The 18,142-nt window shown below is 64.0% G+C and carries 20 protein-coding genes; 13 read left to right on the forward strand and 7 right to left on the reverse strand.

All coding sequences use genetic code 11. The features are described from left to right. Nucleotides 1-65 precede the first annotated feature (65 nt). Entirely contained in the window at nt 66-1,016 is a 951-nt protein-coding gene (locus ACR0BA_RS02070; protein ID WP_170363296.1) for a GlxA family transcriptional regulator, read from the reverse strand. Between the two features lie 112 nt (nt 1,017-1,128). Between ACR0BA_RS02070 and ACR0BA_RS02075 the strand changes: the two genes are divergently transcribed. After that, a complete protein-coding gene (locus ACR0BA_RS02075; protein ID WP_480726216.1) occupies nt 1,129-1,830 on the forward strand; it encodes a GntR family transcriptional regulator in 702 nt (233 codons plus the stop codon). A gap of 53 nt (nt 1,831-1,883) precedes the next feature. Here ACR0BA_RS02075 and tyrS read toward each other — a convergent pair whose 3' ends face one another. After that, the gene (gene tyrS, locus ACR0BA_RS02080) at nt 1,884-3,134 is read right to left on the reverse strand and encodes a tyrosine--tRNA ligase (protein WP_170366196.1); all 1,251 of its coding nucleotides are present in this window, start codon (nt 3,132-3,134) and stop codon (nt 1,884-1,886) included. A gap of 63 nt (nt 3,135-3,197) precedes the next feature. Here tyrS and ACR0BA_RS02085 point away from each other — a divergent pair, with 63 nt between their 5' ends. The 3 genes from ACR0BA_RS02085 (at nt 3,198) to ACR0BA_RS02095 (ending at nt 5,390) form a co-directional block, all read left to right on the forward strand. After that, entirely contained in the window at nt 3,198-4,319 is a 1,122-nt protein-coding gene (locus tag ACR0BA_RS02085) for an anhydro-N-acetylmuramic acid kinase (protein ID WP_480726218.1), read from the forward strand. A gap of 76 nt (nt 4,320-4,395) precedes the next feature. After that, a complete protein-coding gene (locus ACR0BA_RS02090) occupies nt 4,396-4,908 on the forward strand; it encodes an aggregation factor core (protein WP_480726220.1) in 513 nt (170 codons plus the stop codon). A 29-nt stretch (nt 4,909-4,937) separates the two neighbouring features. Then, nucleotides 4,938-5,390 (forward strand): TspO/MBR family protein, encoded by a 453-nt coding sequence (locus ACR0BA_RS02095; RefSeq protein ID WP_170372407.1) that lies wholly within the window; start codon nt 4,938-4,940, stop codon nt 5,388-5,390. 12 nt (nt 5,391-5,402) lie between these two features. On the opposite strand, the gene ACR0BA_RS02100 is transcribed toward ACR0BA_RS02095, so the two are convergent. Then, on the reverse strand, nt 5,403-6,944 hold the full coding sequence (locus ACR0BA_RS02100; protein WP_170340036.1) for a phospholipase D family protein: 1,542 nt from the start codon (nt 6,942-6,944) through the stop codon (nt 5,403-5,405). Nucleotides 6,945-7,033: 89 nt separating this feature from the next. After that, complete coding sequence (locus ACR0BA_RS02105) at nt 7,034-7,453, reverse strand: cupin domain-containing protein (protein ID WP_480726222.1); 420 nt, start codon at nt 7,451-7,453, stop codon at nt 7,034-7,036. A 66-nt stretch (nt 7,454-7,519) separates the two neighbouring features. Between ACR0BA_RS02105 and ACR0BA_RS02110 the strand changes: the two genes are divergently transcribed. From ACR0BA_RS02110 to ACR0BA_RS02140, 7 genes are all read left to right on the forward strand, one after another. Beyond that, nucleotides 7,520-8,938, forward strand: a complete 1,419-nt coding sequence (locus ACR0BA_RS02110) for a protein adenylyltransferase SelO (RefSeq protein WP_480726224.1) — start codon at nt 7,520-7,522, stop codon at nt 8,936-8,938. 86 nt (nt 8,939-9,024) lie between these two features. Further along, complete coding sequence (locus tag ACR0BA_RS02115) at nt 9,025-9,729, forward strand: endonuclease/exonuclease/phosphatase family protein (protein ID WP_170358914.1); 705 nt, start codon at nt 9,025-9,027, stop codon at nt 9,727-9,729. Between the two features lie 81 nt (nt 9,730-9,810). Further along, complete coding sequence (locus ACR0BA_RS02120; RefSeq protein ID WP_093962302.1) at nt 9,811-10,224, forward strand: Fur family transcriptional regulator; 414 nt, start codon at nt 9,811-9,813, stop codon at nt 10,222-10,224. Nucleotides 10,225-10,372: 148 nt separating this feature from the next. Then, entirely contained in the window at nt 10,373-11,257 is an 885-nt protein-coding gene (locus ACR0BA_RS02125) for a DMT family transporter (protein WP_480726226.1), read from the forward strand. 135 nt (nt 11,258-11,392) lie between these two features. Then, entirely contained in the window at nt 11,393-12,670 is a 1,278-nt protein-coding gene (gene eno / locus ACR0BA_RS02130) for a phosphopyruvate hydratase (protein ID WP_170366178.1), read from the forward strand. A gap of 46 nt (nt 12,671-12,716) precedes the next feature. Continuing rightward, nucleotides 12,717-13,259: a GNAT family N-acetyltransferase gene (locus ACR0BA_RS02135; protein ID WP_480726228.1), complete on the forward strand. Its 543-nt coding sequence runs from the start codon at nt 12,717-12,719 to the stop codon at nt 13,257-13,259. A gap of 134 nt (nt 13,260-13,393) precedes the next feature. Continuing rightward, nucleotides 13,394-13,564 (forward strand): hypothetical protein, encoded by a 171-nt coding sequence (locus ACR0BA_RS02140; protein ID WP_170338259.1) that lies wholly within the window; start codon nt 13,394-13,396, stop codon nt 13,562-13,564. Here the strand turns inward: ACR0BA_RS02140 and ACR0BA_RS02145 are convergent. The 3 genes from ACR0BA_RS02145 to mazG form a co-directional block, all read right to left on the reverse strand. Continuing rightward, a complete protein-coding gene (locus ACR0BA_RS02145; protein ID WP_170358922.1) occupies nt 13,561-14,010 on the reverse strand; it encodes a GNAT family N-acetyltransferase in 450 nt (149 codons plus the stop codon). The two genes, ACR0BA_RS02140 and ACR0BA_RS02145, sit on opposite strands and share 4 nt — an antisense overlap. Further along, nucleotides 14,007-14,948 (reverse strand): nucleoside hydrolase, encoded by a 942-nt coding sequence (locus tag ACR0BA_RS02150; RefSeq protein WP_480726230.1) that lies wholly within the window; start codon nt 14,946-14,948, stop codon nt 14,007-14,009. The genes ACR0BA_RS02145 and ACR0BA_RS02150 overlap by 4 nt, the downstream gene beginning before the upstream one ends. Nucleotides 14,949-15,009: 61 nt before the next feature. Then, nucleotides 15,010-15,867 (reverse strand): nucleoside triphosphate pyrophosphohydrolase, encoded by an 858-nt coding sequence (gene mazG, locus ACR0BA_RS02155; protein WP_480726232.1) that lies wholly within the window; start codon nt 15,865-15,867, stop codon nt 15,010-15,012. Nucleotides 15,868-15,933: 66 nt separating this feature from the next. Between mazG and ACR0BA_RS02160 the strand changes: the two genes are divergently transcribed. Both ACR0BA_RS02160 and speB read left to right on the forward strand, forming a co-directional pair. After that, nucleotides 15,934-17,097 carry a M20 aminoacylase family protein gene (locus ACR0BA_RS02160; protein ID WP_480726234.1) on the forward strand — a complete coding sequence of 388 codons (1,164 nt, stop codon included), beginning with the start codon at nt 15,934-15,936 and terminating at the stop codon, nt 17,095-17,097. Nucleotides 17,098-17,132: 35 nt separating this feature from the next. Beyond that, a complete protein-coding gene (gene speB, locus ACR0BA_RS02165; RefSeq protein WP_480726236.1) occupies nt 17,133-18,110 on the forward strand; it encodes an agmatinase in 978 nt (325 codons plus the stop codon). The last annotated feature ends 32 nt before the right edge of the window (nt 18,111-18,142 follow it).

An 18,142-nucleotide genomic window follows, 5' to 3' on the forward strand; every position in this document is an offset into this window, starting at 1 on the left:
CCCCAGTGATCTGAACGTTCGTTCAAATAATCCGAGATGGCCCGTCCTGTCCAGTCGGCAGTGACTCAGTCCAGCCGGCTGCGCTGCTGCATCGGGGTGACGCCAAAGGCGGCGCGGTACACGCGTGAAAAATGGCCCGGGCTTTCAAAGCCGCAGGCAAAGGCCACGTCGGTGACCGAGGATTCGGTTTGCAACAACAGGTTGCGCGCGCGGTCCAGCCGCAGTTCCATGAAGTATTTCTTGGGCGAGGCGTTGAGGTATTTGCCGAAGAGCCGTTCCAGCTGGCGGGTCGAGATGCCGATCTGTTCGGCGATCACCGCCGGCGAGATCGGGTCGTTGATGCGGTCGGCCATGATCTGGATCGCCTTGGCCAGATGCGCGTTGCGCATGCCGTTGCGCGATTGCAGCGACACACGCTGATCGGCGGTCGCGTTGCGCACGGCGTTATAGACCATCTGGTCGGCCACCGCGATCGACAGGTCCTGCCCGTGGTCGCGCTCGATCAGGTGCAGCATCAGGTCGGCCGTTGCGGTGCCGCCCGAGGCGGTCATGTGCTTTTCATCGGCCACGAAGACGCTGCGCACCAGATTCACGTCCGGGAAAGCTTCCATGAAGGCGTCGTGATATTCCCAATGGATCGCCGCCTGCATCCCGTTCAGGAACCCGGCCTCGGCCAGCAGCCATGCGCCCGAACACAGCGCCCCGATGGCCGTTCCGCGCGCCCGTTCGCGGCGCAGCGCGGCCAGCAGGGGGCGGCTGACGTGATCGCGCATGTGGATGCCTGACAGAACGAAAATCTGGTCGCATTTCGGCAGGTCCGTCAGCCCACCATGCACCAGCGTCACGGACCCGTTCGAACACACCGCCTGCGCGCCGTCCTCCGAGGCGAAGGACCAGCGGTACAGTTCCTCGCCGCTGACCCAGTTGGCGATCCGCAGCGGCTCGACCGCGCAGGAGAAGGCCAGGTGCGAGAACTCGGGAACGAGGATGAAACAGAAATGTTGCGGGCGGGTCATGCGCTCAGTCTATCACGGGCGGTCAGGCTGATTGTGTACAAGGTGCATTTTATCGGGCAAGAGCAGGGGCGACATCCTGGGTGTCGCGATTCGACCAAAGCGAAGGTTGGGGATGAAAGACGACACGAAAAGCCGCAAGGCGGCGCTGGCCGCGCATCTGAAGGCGGCGGTGATGACGCTGAATCTGCGCCCCGGCGATGACCTGGACGAGGCGCAGCTGTCCGAAGCGTTCGGCCTGTCGCGAACGCCCCTGCGCGAAGTGTTCCGGCATCTGGCCGGGCAGGGCTATCTTGAACTGCGTGAAAACCGGGGCGCGCGGGTGTCGCAGATGTCCTATGCCACGCTGCGCGATTTCTTCCTGGTGGCGCCGATGATCTATGGCGCGGTGCTGCGGCTGGCGGCGCAGAACGCCACGGGCGACCAGATCGACGGGTTGAAGGCGGCGCAGGCGGCTTTTCGGAAAACGTTGCGGGCGGGCTCGGCCGAAGATCGCGCGCTGGCCAATAACCAGTTCCACGAGATCACCGGCGAGATGGCGGCGAATGTCTACCTGCTGCCGTCGTTTCAGCGGCTGCTGATCGACCATGCGCGTATCGGCATGACCTTCTACCGCCCCGATCAGGACGGGATGGGTGAAAGCCTGGCTCTGGCCTGCGCCCAGCATGACGCCATCATCGCCGCGATCGAGGCGCGTGACGAGGCGGCGGCGGGGCAGCTGGCGGCCGATCATTGGGCGCTGTCGCGCGATCAGATCGAATTGTTTGTGACGCCGGCCGGTCTGGACCTGCCGCTGGGCTCGGTCGAGCGCGGATAGAAAAACGGCCGCCTAAGGGCGGCCGTCGTGTGTCGTGTTCGGGGTCAGGCGGTTCAGCCCAGCTGCACCAGCGCGTGCCGTTTCTTGCCGGCGCTCAGCTTGATGGGCGAGGACAAGGCCGCCGCGTCGATCATCAGCCCCGCATCGGTCAGCGGTGCGTCGTCCAGACGGGCGCCGTTTTCCGAAATCAGGCGCTTGGCCTCCTTGCCCGATTTCGCCAGGCCCGACTTCACGATCAGCTGCACGACCGAGATGCCGTCGCCCAGATCCTCGGCGGTCAGGGTCAGGGTGGGCAGGTCGCCGCCCACACCGCCCTTTTCGAACACTTCGCGCGCGGTGGCCTCGGCCTTGGCCGCGGCCTCGGCCCCGTGCAGCAGGGTCGTCACCTCGTTGGCCAGACGGATCTTGGCCTCGTTGATCTCGGACCCCTGCAGCGCGCCCATTCGGTCGCATTCGTCCACCGGAAGCTCGGTGAAGATCTTCAAGAAGCGGCCCACGTCGGCGTCGGTGGTGTTGCGCCAGAACTGCCAGAACTCGTAAGGCGACAGCATGTCGCCGTTCAGCCAGATGGCGCCGCCCTGGCTTTTGCCCATCTTGCGCCCGTCGCTGGTGGTCAGCAGGGGCGTGGTCAGGCCATAGATCTCATGATCCAGCACGCGTCGGGTCAGGTCGATGCCGTTGACGATGTTGCCCCACTGGTCCGATCCACCCATCTGCAGGATGCAGCTGTAACGACGGTTCAGCTCCAGAAAGTCATAGGCCTGCAGGATCATGTAGTTGAACTCGAGGAACGACAGGGATTGTTCCCGGTCCAGCCGCGATTTCACCGATTCAAAGGACAGCATCCGGTTGACCGAGAAATGCCGCCCGATGTCCCGCAGGAAATCGAGGTAGTTCAGGTCGTCCAGCCATTCGGCGTTGTTCAGCATCAGCGCGCCGGTGTCGCTGTCATCATAGGACAGGTACTTGTCGAACACCTTCTGCATGCCGGCGATGTTGGCGTCGATCTGCTCGGGGCCCAGCAGGGGGCGTTCGTCCGAGCGGAAAGAGGGATCGCCCACCTTGGTGGTGCCGCCGCCCATCAGGGTGATCGGCTTGTGCCCCAGCTTCTGGAACCAGCGCAGAACCATGATGTTCATCAGGTGCCCGACATGAAGGGATTGGGCGGTGGCGTCATACCCGATATAGGCTGTCTGCACCCCGCTTGTCAGAGCATCGTCAAGGCCCTGATAATCGGTGCAATCGGCCAGAAAGCCGCGCTCGATCATCGTGGCGATGAAATCCGATTTGGGGTGATACGTCATGTCTTGCCTCGGGGTTGAATTGCGGGGCACGTTATAGGCGGCGAACGAGGGAAGGAAAAGGCCATGAATAAGGCCCGAGGCAAAGTTGGGGCAGTGCGGGCACTGGGGGCCATGTCGGGCACCTCACTCGATGGGGTCGATGCGGCGGTGGTGGAAACCGACGGGCGGCAGATCCTGCGGTTCGGCGACAGTGCCTACCGGCCCTATACCGAGGACGAGCGCAAGCTGCTGCGCGCCGCGCTGGGAAAATGGAGCGGCCCCGAGGTGCACGCGGCCGAAGATCTGGTGACCCGCGCCCATGCCGAACTGCTGTCGGAATTCGAGGACGTGGACCTGATCGGCTTTCACGGCCAGACCCTTGCGCATGAGCCGCGCGGCAAGGGCACGTTGCAGGTGGGCGATGGCGAGGGGCTGGCGGTCGCGCTGGGTGTGCCCGTGGTCTGGGATTTCCGGAGCGATGACGTGGCCATGGGTGGCGAGGGCGCGCCGCTGGCGCCGTTCTTCCACTTTGCCTGCGCAAAATATGTCGGGGCCACGACGCCCTTGTGCTTTCTTAACCTCGGCGGTGTCGGCAACCTGACCTATGTGGACCCGTCCTTTGACGGACCCGAGGCGCCGGGTGCGCTGTTGGCCTTTGACACCGGCCCGGCCAATGCGCCGATCGACGACCTGGTGCAGGCGCGTCTGGGCCTGCCGATGGACCGCGACGGCGCGCTGGCCCGGCAGGGCACAGTCGAGACCGGAGCGCTGGAGCTGTTCCTGGCCGAGCCCTATTTCAACCGTCTGCCGCCCAAATCTCTGGACCGCAACGATTTCGCCGAGATGATCGGACTGGTGAAGGAATTGAGCGACGCTGACGCCGTCGCCACCCTGACAGGCATGAGCGCCGCCGGGGTAGTGCAGGGGATGGAGCATTGTCCCAAACCGCCCGCCCGGGTGCTGGTCACCGGCGGCGGGCGCAAGAACCCGGTTTTGATGGAGATGCTGCGCGTGGCGCTGGACTGCCCGGTTGATCCGGTCGAGGCCGTGGGGCTGGATGGCGACATGCTCGAGGCGCAGGCTTTTGCCTATCTGGCGGTGCGTGTGGCGCGGGGAATGCCGACCTCTTGCCCGGGCACCACCGGGGTCAAGGCGTTGGTCGGCGGGGGCACGGTCAGCCGGGTGTCGCAGGGCGCACCGCGCTGAAACGCGGCGAAAAATGATCCTGCCAAGGCGCTCGGGCGTAATCGTAGCAGTAGCCACAACAACGCCGGAGATGAAGATGATCGGTTCCCTTGTCAAAAATGCGGCCGGTTGTGCCGTCGCGTTCATGCTCGCAGTGCCCGCCATGGCTGATGTGCAGGTTGAGTTCGTCGAGGGAGCGCCAAAGGACCGCTTCGTTCTTCGCAACGCCAGCGATTGCAGCCTGTCTGCTGCAACGGTGCGTCTGGATTTGTCCTCGTCGCAGGGCGGGCTGATCTTTGATATCACTGGCGCGGGGGCAGGGGTCGAAGTGTTTCAGCCGTTTGAGATGGTTTCGGGGTCCGAGTATCTGAACGGGTTGCCTCAGGTTCAGGACGGACAGTCGATGGTCGATCTGGACATCCGGGCCATGCCGCCCGGTGCGGAAATCGCCTTTACGATCGACGTGGATGACACGGGCGGCGGACGCGAGATCACCGTGTCGGGGGCCGAGATTCAGGGCGCGACGGTCTCTCTGGAAGGCGCGAAGAACCCGCAGCGTGGTGTCTTTTCGTCGGCGGCCCGCGCGGCTATACCGGTCGGGACCTGCTGAGCGGCAGTGCACCTGCGGATGGAACCGGCATGACCAAGACACTGACACGTATCGCATTTCTGGTTCTGGTACTGGGTGGCGGCATACTGATCGGCACTCTGACGGGGCCGGGTGAGTGGTACGCGAACCTGAACAAACCGGTCTTCAACCCGCCGGGCTGGGTGTTCGGCCCGGTCTGGACGGTTCTGTACGTGCTGATTGCGATGGCGGGATGGCGGCAGTTCGAACGCGACCGGGGATCGCCCGCAATGCGCCTGTGGTGGGCGCAGCTGGGCCTGAACTTCCTGTGGTCGCCCGCATTCTTCGTGCTGCACCAGCCTTGGCTGGCATTGGCTGTAATTCTGTCGCTTCTGGTGGTGATTGTTCTGTTCATCAAACACGTCCGCCCGGTGGATCGCGTTTCGGCATGGGCGTTCGTGCCCTATCTGGCATGGGTGGCGTTTGCGACTGTTCTGAACCTGTCGACCGCGGTCCTGAACTGACGCCGGCGGTGGTCAGAGCATCCACTCGACCGGCAGCCACCTGACGACGGCGGCAAGGCCGCGCTGGAACCGAGAGGTGTTCGGGTCGGTCTCAAAGGTCGTGGTCGTCCCGTCCTTGGTCTGCTGAACCCAGACCAGCCCACCGTCATCATCCATCTCGACGCGATAGGCAAATTCCGGCGTGTCCAGTTGCCGGGCCAGATCTGTCGCGATCGTGGGGCTCTCGATCAGCAGCCCCATCTCGGTGTTCAGCCGGGCCGAACGCGGGTCCAGATTGTATGAGCCGATGAAGATCCGTTTGCCATCCGAGCCAAAAACCTTTGCATGCAGGCCCGAGGCGGAGCCTGCAAGAATTTCGGGCAGGCTGCGTTCCTTGTGCTCGTCGCGCAACGCGCGCAGCTCCAGCAACTGAACCCCGCTTGCCAGCAGGTCGTCGCGATAGGCCATGTAGGCGGCATGAACCGGCATCACATCGGTCGCATCCAGTGAATTGGTCAGGACCCGGACTTTGACCCCGGATGACGCCAACCGTTCGAGCAGCTCGGCCCCGCGGGGACCGGGAATGAAATAGGCCGAGACCAGATCCAGCGAAGTCTCGGAGTTTTCGGCTAAGGCGATGAGACGCTCGACCATGAGGTTCTCGTCCTCGACCTCTCCAAGCCCCTTGGCCGGGTCATCGACAAAAAGTTCGACCGCGCTCCATTCGAACGGTAGATCGCGGGCGGCGATGCGGTCGGCCAGTTCATTGTCGCGGATCGCCTTTTGGTATCCGGCCCCGGCCGCGGTCTGGCGCGCGGCCTCGGCCAGTGCTTTCAGGCTTGGGGCGGTCGCAGCGGGCAGGAACAACGCGGCATCATAGGCCGAGCCGCTGTTCCAGTAGGCATCGAACGACTCGGCCACCTCGTCCACGATCGGACCGATCGCGATGGTATCGACATCCAGATAATGCGTCCCGGCCCCGTAGTCGAAATAGATGTCGCCGATGTTTCGGCCCCCGACAATCGTGGCCACACCGTCCACCGTCATGGACTTATTGTGCATGCGGCGGTTCAACCGGCCGAAATCGAACACATAGGACAGCAGCTTGGGATTGCGCAGCGTGAACGGGTTGAAGATGCGGACATGGGCCGTTGGCATGGCATCCAGTTCAGCCAGAAGCGGGTCCAGCCCCGAGATGCCGTTGTCATCGACCAGAAGGCGCACGCGCACGCCCCGTTCCGCCGCCGCACGCAATTCGTCCAGCAACATCAGGCCGGTCACGTCATCCTGCCAGATATAGTATTGGGCATCTATGGACGAGACCGCCTCACGCGCGAGAATGGCGCGGGCGGCAAATGCGGTATGCCCCTGACCAAGAGGGCGGACGCCGTCCAGTCCGGGGTTGCGCTGCATCGCCGGCTCGATGGCTTGGCCCAGCGGACCAGTCCAATCCGCCGGCTGGCGGTATGTCTGCTCCGAGAAATTGGTCTCGGGCAGAGGAAAGGCCAACCGCAGCCCAAGCACGCCCAGGCCGAGGATCACGGCCACGGTCACCAAAGTCTTGATCAGCCGCATCGCGCCCTCGTCCTTGCTCAATCATACACAAGCGAACCTTGCCGCATCGGGCAGGGCAAGTTCAAGCATGGTTCGGCAGGGCTTGAGGTTTAACCCCGGGGAATGTCGAACTCCGGCGGCGCCAATTCGAACCCGTCGAACTGGAACCCGGGCGAGACGACGCAGCTGACCAGCGTGTGGTCCCCGGTGCTGCGGGCGGCCTGCCAATGCCCGGCGGGTACGATGACCTGTGGCGCGCCCTCGCTCAGGTCAGGGGACAGCATGTGATCGCTTGCAGGACCGGTATCGGTTTCGCTGATCGACAGGATCAGCGGCGCGCCGGCGTGAAACAGCCAGATCTCGGTCGCATCGACCCGGTGCCAGTGGCTGGCCTCGCCCTGTTTCAGCAGGAAATGGATGCAGGTCGCAGTGGGGCGGCCGCTGTTGTCCGCGCGCCATGTCTCGGCATACCAGCCGCCTTCGGGGTGGGGCTGCAGTTGCAGGTGGTCGATGATCTGGTCGGCGGTCATGGCGGGCCTTTCACGGCGATGGGATTTGGTGCTGGCAATACTGCGCACAGATCATATGTTTGCGCCATGACCCTGACGATCCCCTTCGACAATTCCTATGCCCGGCTGCCCGGCGCCTTTTATGCGCGCCAGTCGCCCGAACCCGTGCGCGCGCCGCGACTGGTGGCTTTCAATGACGATCTGGCGCAGGTGCTGGGCATTTCGCCCGGTGACGCGCAGGACATGGCCCAAGTGTTTGCGGGCAATGCCCTGCCGGACGGGGCCGAGCCGCTGGCGCAGCTGTATTCCGGCCACCAGTTCGGCAACTACAACCCGCAGCTGGGCGACGGGCGCGCGGTGCTGTTGGGCGAGGTGGTGGGCACGGACGGGATCCGCCGCGACATTCAGCTCAAGGGCTCGGGGCGCACGCCGTTTTCGCGACAGGGGGACGGGCGGGCCTGGCTGGGGCCGGTTCTGCGCGAATATGTCGTGTCCGAGGCGATGCATGCGCTGGGCATTCCCACCACGCGCGCCTTGGCGGCGGTAGAAACTGGCGAGGTCGTGCTGCGCGAGGGCCCGATGCCCGGCGCGGTGCTGACGCGCGTTGCGCAAAGCCATCTGCGGGTGGGCACGTTCCAGGTGTTCGCCGCACGCGGCCAGATCGCCGACCTGCAGCGGCTGACCGACTATGCCATCGCGCGCCACTACCCGGACGCCGTCGGGCCGATGGGCCTGCTGCGCGCCGTGCGTGACGCGCAGGCCGCGCTGATCGCGCAGTGGATGGCGGTGGGCTTCATCCACGGGGTGATGAACACCGACAACTGCGCCATCTCGGGCGAAACCATCGACTATGGCCCCTGCGCCTTCATGGACAGCTATCATCCGAACACCGTCTACAGTTCGATCGACCGGATGGGGCGCTATGCCTATTCCAACCAGCCCGAGATTGCGGTGTGGAACCTTGCACAGCTTGCGACGGCGCTGATCCAGCAGATCGAGGACAAGCAGGCCGCCGTGGAAGAGGCGACCGAGATCGTACATGCCATGCCCGAATTGATGCAGCAGCACTGGCTGCGCCGGTTCCGGGCCAAGATCGGCCTGACCACCGAGGAGGACGGCGACCTTGCGCTGATCTCGCACCTGCTGACGCGGATGGCGCAGAGTCAGGCCGATTTCACCAATACCTTCCGCGCGCTGGGCGGCGATGCGGCGCGGGACCAGTTCACCGATCCAGCGGCTTTCGACAGCTGGGCCGAGGGGTGGCGCGCGCGACTGACGCGCGAGGCGGACCCGGCCGCGGTGATGCACGCGGCCAACCCCGCCTTCATCCCGCGCAACCACCGGGTCGAACAGATGATCCAGGCCGCCGTTCAGGGCGACTATGCCCCGTTCCACCGGCTGAATGCAGTGCTGGCCCGGCCCTATGGCGACCAGCCCGACGCCGCCGACCTGATACGCCCGCCCACGCAGGACGAGGTGGTGCATGCCACCTTTTGCGGGACCTGAGCGGGTTTTGGCATCTGTGCTGAACTATCGGCTTGCGTCCAGGCGCGATCCTGCGAATCCTGACGGGGTACAACCGTAGAAAACCGATGACCACTTTGCCCAAGCTGCGCCTTGCCAGCTACAACATCCAGAAATGCGTCGGACTGGACCTGCGACGCCAGCCGCAGCGCATCCTGCAGGTGCTGGACCGGCTGGGCGCCGATATCGTGGTGCTTCAAGAGGCCGACAAACGCCTGCCGCCGCGCCCGGCGGCGCTGCCGCATTTCATGCTGGACGAGGCCGGGTGGAAGATCGTCGATCTGGGCGGTGCGGGCAGTCTGGGCTGGCATGGCAACGCGGTGATCTGGCGGGGAGACCACATCCGGGTGCGCTGCGCCGCGCATCACGATCTGCCGGGGCTGGAGCCGCGCGGGGCGGTCCGGGTCGAGTTCGACACCCATATCGGGCCTTTGCGGGTGATGGGGATGCATCTGGGGCTGTTCTCGGCGTGGCGCCGTCAGCAGATCATCCACCTGCGGCAGGACGGCCGCGCGCTGGACCGGATGCCCACCGTCTGGGCAGGGGATTTCAACGAATGGTCACGCCAACCGATTCTTGACCGTCTGGCTCCCGACATGCGGTTCCTGCCGCCTGTGCCCAGCTTTCCCGCCGCGCAGCCTCTGGGCGCGCTGGACCGGATCGCGCTGGGCGGTGGGCTCGAGGCGCTGGCCCACGGCGTGCACGGGGAACGGCCCGCGCATATCGCCTCGGACCACCTGCCGGTCTGGGCCGATCTGCGGCTGGCGGGCTAAGGCGCAGCGGGCGCAAATCACAGTGGCGAAATCTGCGCGGACGTACTAAGACAGAAACCCGAACGGATTCTGGGGGATGACATGGCGGACACGATCATCGCGCGTTGCGAAGCCAAAGGCCTGCGCATGACCGGCCAGCGTCGAACCATCGCGCAGGTACTGCAGGACAGTGATGATCATCCCGATGTCGAGGAACTGTACGCACGCGCCTCGGCGCTGGATGCGGGCATTTCGATCGCAACCGTCTATCGTACCGTCAAACTTTTCGAAGAGGCCGGCATTCTCGAACGGCTGGAATTCGGCGACGGGCGTGCGCGCTATGAGGACGCCGAGCGCGACCACCACGATCACCTGATCGACATGAACTCGGGCGAGGTGATTGAATTCGTGGACCCCGAGATCGAAGCCCTGCAGGAAAAGATCGCCTCGAAGCTGGGCTATCGCCTGAAAGGTCATCGGCTGGAGTTGTACGGAGTTCCGCTGGACAAGGACTGATCCGGCCGGGACACATCACCAAAAGCGATTGGTCATCTAAAATCTATTCATGATTCCAAGCCCTCTTCGCGCTTGCCACGGGGGCGCGATCCGGGTCTTCTGCGTTGCGACGCGGCAATTAAGCCGTCCGAATTCAATAGGCAATGACATGAACAACGCGAACGGCATCCTGCTGGTCATCGGCGCTATGGCCGCCTTCACGCTTGAGGACATGTTCATCAAGCATTTGTCGGTCACCGTGCCGACCGGTCAGGTCATGATCGTGTTGGGGCTGTTCTGCGCGCTAGTCTTTGCCGCCATGGCCATCGTGACACGCAAGCCGATCTTTGACTCGGCCGCCTGGCAACCGCTGTTCGTGATCCGCGCGTGCACCGAGGCGGTCGGGGCGCTGAGTTTTGTCACGGCCTTGTCCATGGTCGACCTGTCAACCGTTGCGGCCGTGTTCCAGGCGATGCCGCTGGTGGTCACGATGGGGGCCGCACTCTTCCTGCGCGAGCAGGTCGGCTGGCGCCGTTGGAGCGCAATCGGTGTCGGGTTCATCGGTGTATTGATGATCATCCGCCCCGGTCTGGACGGGTTTCGGCCCGAGGCTCTGTTCGTGGTGGCCAGCGTCATCGCCATTGCCGCGCGGGACCTGATCACCCGTCGGCTGGACGCGCGGGTGGCCTCGGCCGTGGTGGCGCTGCAGGCCTATGCGGCAGTCGCGATTGCCGGCGGCGTGCTGATGCTGACCTCGGCGCAGCCTCTGGCGCCGCTGCAGATGGGGCAGATCGGACCCTATCTCGGTGCCGTTGGATTCGGTGTTCTAGGCTATCTGGGGATCGTGACCGCAATGCGCGTGGGCGAGGCCTCGGCCCTGACCCCGTTCCGCTATACGCGTCTGCTGTTCTCGATCCTGGCAGGGATGTGGATGTTCGGCGAACGGCCGGACCTGATGACCATGATCGGCGCGTCGCTGATCATCGGGTCGGGCATGTACACGTTCATCCGCGAACGGCGCATTGCGCGGGCCATGGCTCCGGCGGTCTGCTGACCTGTTGGCGCAAACACGCCGCTGTTGGCGCTAAAGGCCGGAAAATATGCGTGTTAGCGATAACGGACCCGGTTTACTTTTCCCCGCGTGCTGGTATGAGGCATGCAACCGAACGCATTTTCAGGGACCGGTATCATGAGCACCATCATCGACATCCACGCACGCGAAATCTTGGACAGCCGGGGCAACCCCACCGTCGAGGTGGACGTGGTTCTGGAAGACGGCACCATGGGCCGGGCCGCCGTGCCTTCGGGCGCATCGACCGGCGCCTATGAGGCGGTGGAAAAGCGCGATGGCGACAAGTCCCGCTACATGGGCAAGGGCGTGCTCGAAGCCGTGGCCGCCGTGAACGGCGAGATCGCCGAAGAGCTGGTGGGCTTTGACGCGACCGAGCAGGTGGCGATCGACGCCGCCATGATCGAGCTGGACGGCACCCCGAACAAGGGCCGCCTGGGCGCCAACGCCATTCTGGGCGTGTCGCTGGCCGTGGCCAAGGCGGCGGCGGATTTCACCACCCAGCCGCTCTATCGCTACGTGGGGGGCACCTCGGCGCGGGTTCTGCCGGTGCCGATGATGAACATCATCAATGGCGGCGAACATGCCGACAACCCGATCGACATCCAGGAATTCATGATCATGCCCGTGGCCGCCAGCAACATCCGCGAAGCGGTGCGCATGGGTTCGGAAGTGTTCCACACTCTGAAAAAGGAACTTTCGGCCGCCGGGCTGGCCACCGGTGTCGGCGACGAGGGCGGGTTTGCCCCCAACATCGCCTCGACCCGCGAGGCACTGGATTTCATCCTCAAGTCGATCGAGAAGGCGGGCTACAAGCCGGGTGACGAGATCTACCTGGCGCTGGATTGCGCCGCCACCGAGTATTACAAGGACGGCAAATACGTCCTGTCGGGCGAGGGCAAGACCCTCAGCAGCGACGAGAACGTGGCCTATCTGGCAGCCCTGGTGAACGACTATCCGATCATCTCGATCGAGGATGGCATGTCCGAGGATGACTGGGACGGCTGGAAGGCGCTGACCGACGAGCTGGACGGCAAGGTGCAGCTGGTAGGTGACGACTTGTTCGTGACCAACCCCGCGCGTCTGGCCGAAGGGATCGAGAAGGGCTGCGCCAACTCGATGCTGGTCAAGGTGAACCAGATCGGTTCGCTGACCGAGACCCTGCGCGCCGTGGATATGGCGCACCGCGCCCGCTATACCAACGTGATGTCGCACCGCTCGGGCGAGACCGAGGACGCCACCATCGCCGATCTGGCCGTGGCCACCAACTGCGGTCAGATCAAAACCGGCTCGCTGGCGCGGTCGGACCGGCTGGCCAAGTACAACCAGCTGATCCGCATCGAGGAAACGCTGGGCGAGGTCGCCGAATACGCGGGGCGTTCGATCCTTCGCAAGTAAGGCACAAGCTGCTAGGCTGACCCCCGACATTGGCCGGGGGTCCGTCATGCTAAGTATCGTTGAACCTAAAACGCCGGACCAGTTCGATGCTGTCCGGCGTTTGTGTTGGGATTATCACGCCTACCTGCTGACGCTGGATGAACGGTCGCGACAGGTCGTGAACACGTTCTATCCACCCGAGAAATATGCAGCTGTTCTGTCCGCCATCGAAATCGAGCATATGCCTCCCAAGGGCGGGACCCGGCTGGCGATGCTGGACGGGCTGGCGGTCGGCTGCGGGATGTTTCAGACGATCGGTCCGGGTATCGCCGAGATCAAGCGCGTGTTCGTGACCGATGACGCTCGGGGCACTGGTGCGGGGTGTGCGATCATGCAGGCGCTGATTGCCCAGTGCCGCAAAGACGGGTTTGAGATGATCCGGATGGACACCGGAAAACCGCTGGAAGCGGCGACTCGGCTGTATCTGTCGCTGGGGTTCAAGCTGCGCGATGCCTATTCGGATATACCCAAGATCGCCCAAGGCCAGCTGTTGTTCTTCGAAATGTCACTGGCGGACGACTCTGCCGAACCCGATGGAATTGCAGGGTAATCTCCCTTTACGCCCGAGTTTGATTCAGGCAGGAAGAAAAAATGCAAGCATAAATGTGATTATGTGTGAACTTGTTCCTACAAGTGCGACGTTGTCGGGCGTAGCTTGACGGTACAGCAGAAAAGGAGAACGTGATGTCCGCTTCAAGAATCCTTCTCGTTATTTCCGTGCTTTCCGTCGGGGTTCTGGCGGCCTGCGCAGGGCCTGACACCTACCCGATCACCGGCGAGCCGGTGTCGCAGAACGATCCGGTGCAAGAGATGTACTACAATCCCGGGCTGATCTTCCGCGGTGAGTCACGCTAGAGCTTTTTGCTCATCAACATGTAGCGGTCGCGCGGTTTGAAACCGGTCCGAAGGTAGAGTTTCTGCGCGGCCTCGTTGGTTCGATCCACTTCCAGATGCAGGGCCGTCAGGCCGGCCCCGGCCAGTGCTTTGGGCAAGTCCAATAGAACCTCAGTGGCAATGCCGCGGCCGCGAATGGCGGGCCGGATGTAGATTTCATCGACGAACCCGTCCATCCCCCCGAACTCGACCGACCAACCGAAGGTCAGGATGATGTAGCCCAACGGCGCGCGCGACGGGCCGATCAGATAGATACAGCCATGCGGGATGCCTTCCAGCAGCGGCGTCAGTGCATCGCGCCTTTGGTCGGGGTCCTGTTCGATCCCGGCCTCGGCGTGAAAGGCGGCGACCAGGCCCATCAGCCGATCAAGGTCCTCGGGGCGGGCAAGGCGCAGGGCGGCGCTCATAGCCGCGCCAGCCGTTCGGTCAGAAGGGCAAAGAACCCGTCGGCATCCACGTCTCCGACGAACAGCGCGTTGGGCTTGCGGTCGGTGACGCCCCACCAGTCGGCGACGGTCATGCCGAGCGTGAGGTCCGACTGGGTTTCGATCTCGACGTTCACATGGCGGCCCGAGAACAGCTCGGGCCGAATCAGGTAGGCGGTCACGCAGGGATCGTGCAGGGGCGCGCCGTCGCTGCCGTATTTTTCCTTGTCGAAACGTTCAAAGAATTCAGTCATTTCGGCGACAGCAATGCCAACCTTGGTGCCAAGGGCACGGAAGGCGTCGTTGCGCGGTTTGGTGACCAGCGCCTTGTGCGTCACGTCCAGCGGCATCACCACGATGTCCACGCCGGATTTGAACACGATATCAGCGGCCTCGGGGTCGACATGAATGTTGAATTCGGCAGCCGGGGTGATGTTGCCCACCTGGAAATAGGCGCCGCCCATCAGCACGATCTGCTGCACCCGTTCGATGATGTCGGGGGCCTTCTGGAAGGCCGTGGCGATGTTCGTCAGCGGCCCCAGCGGGCAGAGGGTGACGGTGCCGGGGTCCTGCGCGCGCAGCGTGTCGATGATGAAATCGACGCCATGACCCTCGGCCAACGGCATCTGAGGGTCGGGCAGTACCGGGCCGTCCAGCCCGGTCTTTCCATGCACATGCTCGGCGGTGACCAGCTTGCGTTTCAGCGGCGCGTCGCATCCCGCATAGACCGGCACGTCGGTCCGGCCCGCCAGTTCACAGACGATGCGGGCGTTTCTCGCGGTCAGGGGCAGGGGCACGTTGCCCGCGACGGCGGTGATGCCCAGCACCTCGATCTCTTCGGGGCTGGCCAGGGCCAGCAGGATGGCGACGGCGTCGTCCTGTCCGGGGTCGGTGTCGATGATGATCTTGCGCGCGGTCATGGGGTCTCCGGGGTCTTGAAGGGCGGACACTGGCAAGCGCGGCCCGGCTTGTCCAGCCGTTTCAGGCGTCGCTTGCGGCCTTGAGCGGCGGGAGTTTGCCGTTGGCGCGGTGTTCTTCGGTTTTCACCGCGTCCCACAGGGCGTCCATCTCTTCCAGCGTGCTGTCTGACGGCGTCTTGCCACGAGCGGCCAGCCGGGCTTCGACCTGTTCGAACCGGCGGGTGAACTTGGCGTTGGTGCGGCGCAGCGCGGCCTCGGGCTCGACGCCCAGATGGCGGCCGAGATTGACCATCACGAAGAGCAGGTCGCCGAATTCGTCCTCGAGCGCGTCGGCGTCCATGCTATCGCGCGCCTCGGCCAGTTCGGCGGCCTCTTCGGTGATCTTGTCCAGCACATGGCTGACATCGGGCCAGTCGAAACCCACCCGCGCGGCGCGTTTCTGCAGCTTGTAGGCGCGCAGCAAGGCGGGCAGGTTGGCGGCCACGCCGTCCAGCGCGCCCTTTTGTTCCTTGCCCGCGCGCTCGGCGGCCTTGATCGCCTCCCAGTCGCGGGTCTGCTGTTCGGCGGACTTGTCGCGGCTCTCGTCGCCGAACACATGCGGGTGGCGGTCGACCATCTTGTCCGACATGGTGCGCACCACGTCTTGAAAGGTGAAATGCCCAGCCTCTTCGGCCATCTGCGCGTGAAAGACCGACTGGAACAGCAGGTCTCCCAGCTCGCCCTTGAGCTCGTCCCAGGCTTGGCGTTCGATGGCGTCGGCGACCTCGTAGGCCTCTTCGATCGTGTAGGGGGCGATGGTGGCGAAATCCTGTTCGATGTCCCACGGGCAGCCGGTTTCGGGGTCACGCAGGCGGCGCATGATTTCCAGCAGCCGCTCGATTCCGGCGTCAGTATCGTGGATCAGTGGATTTTCAGCCATTGCGAAGCCCCTTGTTCCGGTGTCAGATGCATCCATCCCGCAGCTTGGATCAGGAGTCCACCCCCGATGCCCGTCGTCAACCGAATTGCCGATTACGCCGCCGACATGGCCGAATGGCGCCAGCACCTGCACACGATCCCGGAACTGGAGTTCGACTGCCATCAGACCGCCGCCTTTGTGGCCGAACGGCTGCGCGAATTCGGCGTGGACGAGCTGCACGAAGGGATCGCCCAGACCGGGATCGTTGCGATCATCAACGGGCAGGGCGATGGCCCCACGATCGGGCTGCGCGCCGATATGGATGCGCTGCCGATCGCTGAAGAAACGGGTGTGGACTATGCCTCGAAGAATCCCGGCAAGATGCATGCCTGCGGGCATGACGGGCACACCACAATGCTGCTGGGCGCGGCGCGGTACCTGGCCGAGACGCGGAATTTCCGGGGCCGCGTGGCTTTGCTGTTCCAACCCGCCGAAGAAGAGGGAGGCGGCGCCGATATCATGGTCAAAGAGGGCGTGATGGACCGGTTCGACATCGCCGAGGTCTATGCGCTGCACAATGCGCCGGGCTTTGCCGAGGGCGCATTCTATACCACGCCCGGGCCGATCATGGCGGCGGTCGATACGTTCGACATCCACATTCAGGGCGTGGGTGGCCACGGTGCCATGCCGCACGACACGCGCGACCCAGTCATGGCCGCCTGCGGAATCGCGCAGGCGATCCAGACCATCGTCAGCCGCAACCACTATGCGCTGGACGATCTGGTGATCTCGGTCACCCAGATCCACACCGGGACCGTGAACAACGTGATCCCCGACACCGCCTATCTGAACGGCACCGTCCGGACCTTCGATCCGGCGGTGCAGCAGATGGTGATGACCCGACTTGAGGAAATCGTGCAGGGGCAGGCGGCGTCCTACGGCGTTACGGCGACGCTGGATTATGTCGTGGGCTATCCGGCCACGGTCAACGATTCAGACAAGACCGGTTTCGCCGCCGAGGTGGCGCGCGAAGTGGCAGGTGCTGATCGGGTGATTGCTAACTCCGGGCGCGAGATGGGGGCCGAGGACTTCTCGTACATGCTGCAGGAACGTCCGGGCGCCTATCTGTTCCTGGGGCAGGGCGACGGGCCGGGGCTGCATCACCCCAAGTACAATTTCAACGACGAGATCGCACAGGTGGGTGCCTCGTTCTTTGCGCGCATCGTCGAAAAGGCGCAGCCGTTGACCTGACGGTCCGGTCAATATCAGGAAGGAAACGGGCCACAATGGCATTGGAAGACGCAAAAAATCAGGTCGATGAGGCCTTTACCAACCCCGACCTGAAGGGGTTGAGTTATGAAAACACCTTTGGCGGGGCCACATCCTTTCTACGGCGGCTCTACACCAAGAACCTGAAAGGCGTGGATATCGCCGTGACCGGCGTGCCGTTTGATCAGGCGGTGACCAATCGCCCCGGCACCCGTCTGGGCCCGCGCGCGATCCGCGAGGCCAGCGCCCTGCAATCGCCCGATGCGCCCTATGGCTGGCCCTTCGATGCGCTCAGCGAGCTGGCGATCATCGACTATGGTGACATGGCCTATGATTATGCCAACATTCCCGCCTTTCCCGACACGCTGACCAACCATATCCGCACCATTCTGGCGGCGGATGTGGCCTCGGTCACGCTGGGGGGCGACCACTATATCAGCTTTCCGATCCTCAAGGCCTATGCCGAGAAATACGGGCCGATGTCGCTGTTGCAGTTCGACGCCCATACCGACACCTGGGCCGATGACGACATGAGCCGGGTGGACCACGGCACCATGTTCTACAAGGCGGTGAAGTCGGGAATCGTGGACCCGAAACGCTCGGTCCAGGTCGGGATCCGCACCACCAACGAGGACACGCTGGGCGTCAACATCATCGACGCGCGCGAGGTCTATGAATCCGGCCCAGCCGCCGTGGCGCAGAAGATCAAGGGCATCCTGGGCGACAGCCCGGTCTATCTGAGCTTTGACATCGACGGGCTGGACCCGGCCTTTGCCCCTGGCACCGGCACGCCAGTCTGGGGCGGGCTCAGCTCGATCCAGGCGCAGATCATCCTGCGCGACATTGCCGGGATCAACATCAAGGGCGGCGACGTGGTCGAGGTGTCTCCGCCGTTCGATACATCCGGCGCCACGGCGATCGCGGGGGCGCATGTGGCGACCCAGATCATCTGCCTGCTGGGATGGACCAAACTGGCGAAAGACGGGCGGCTTTAACCATTGGTTAGCCATGGTTTTGCTATGGCCGG

It is taken from the genome of Ruegeria sp. CI5, from assembly GCF_056536885.1.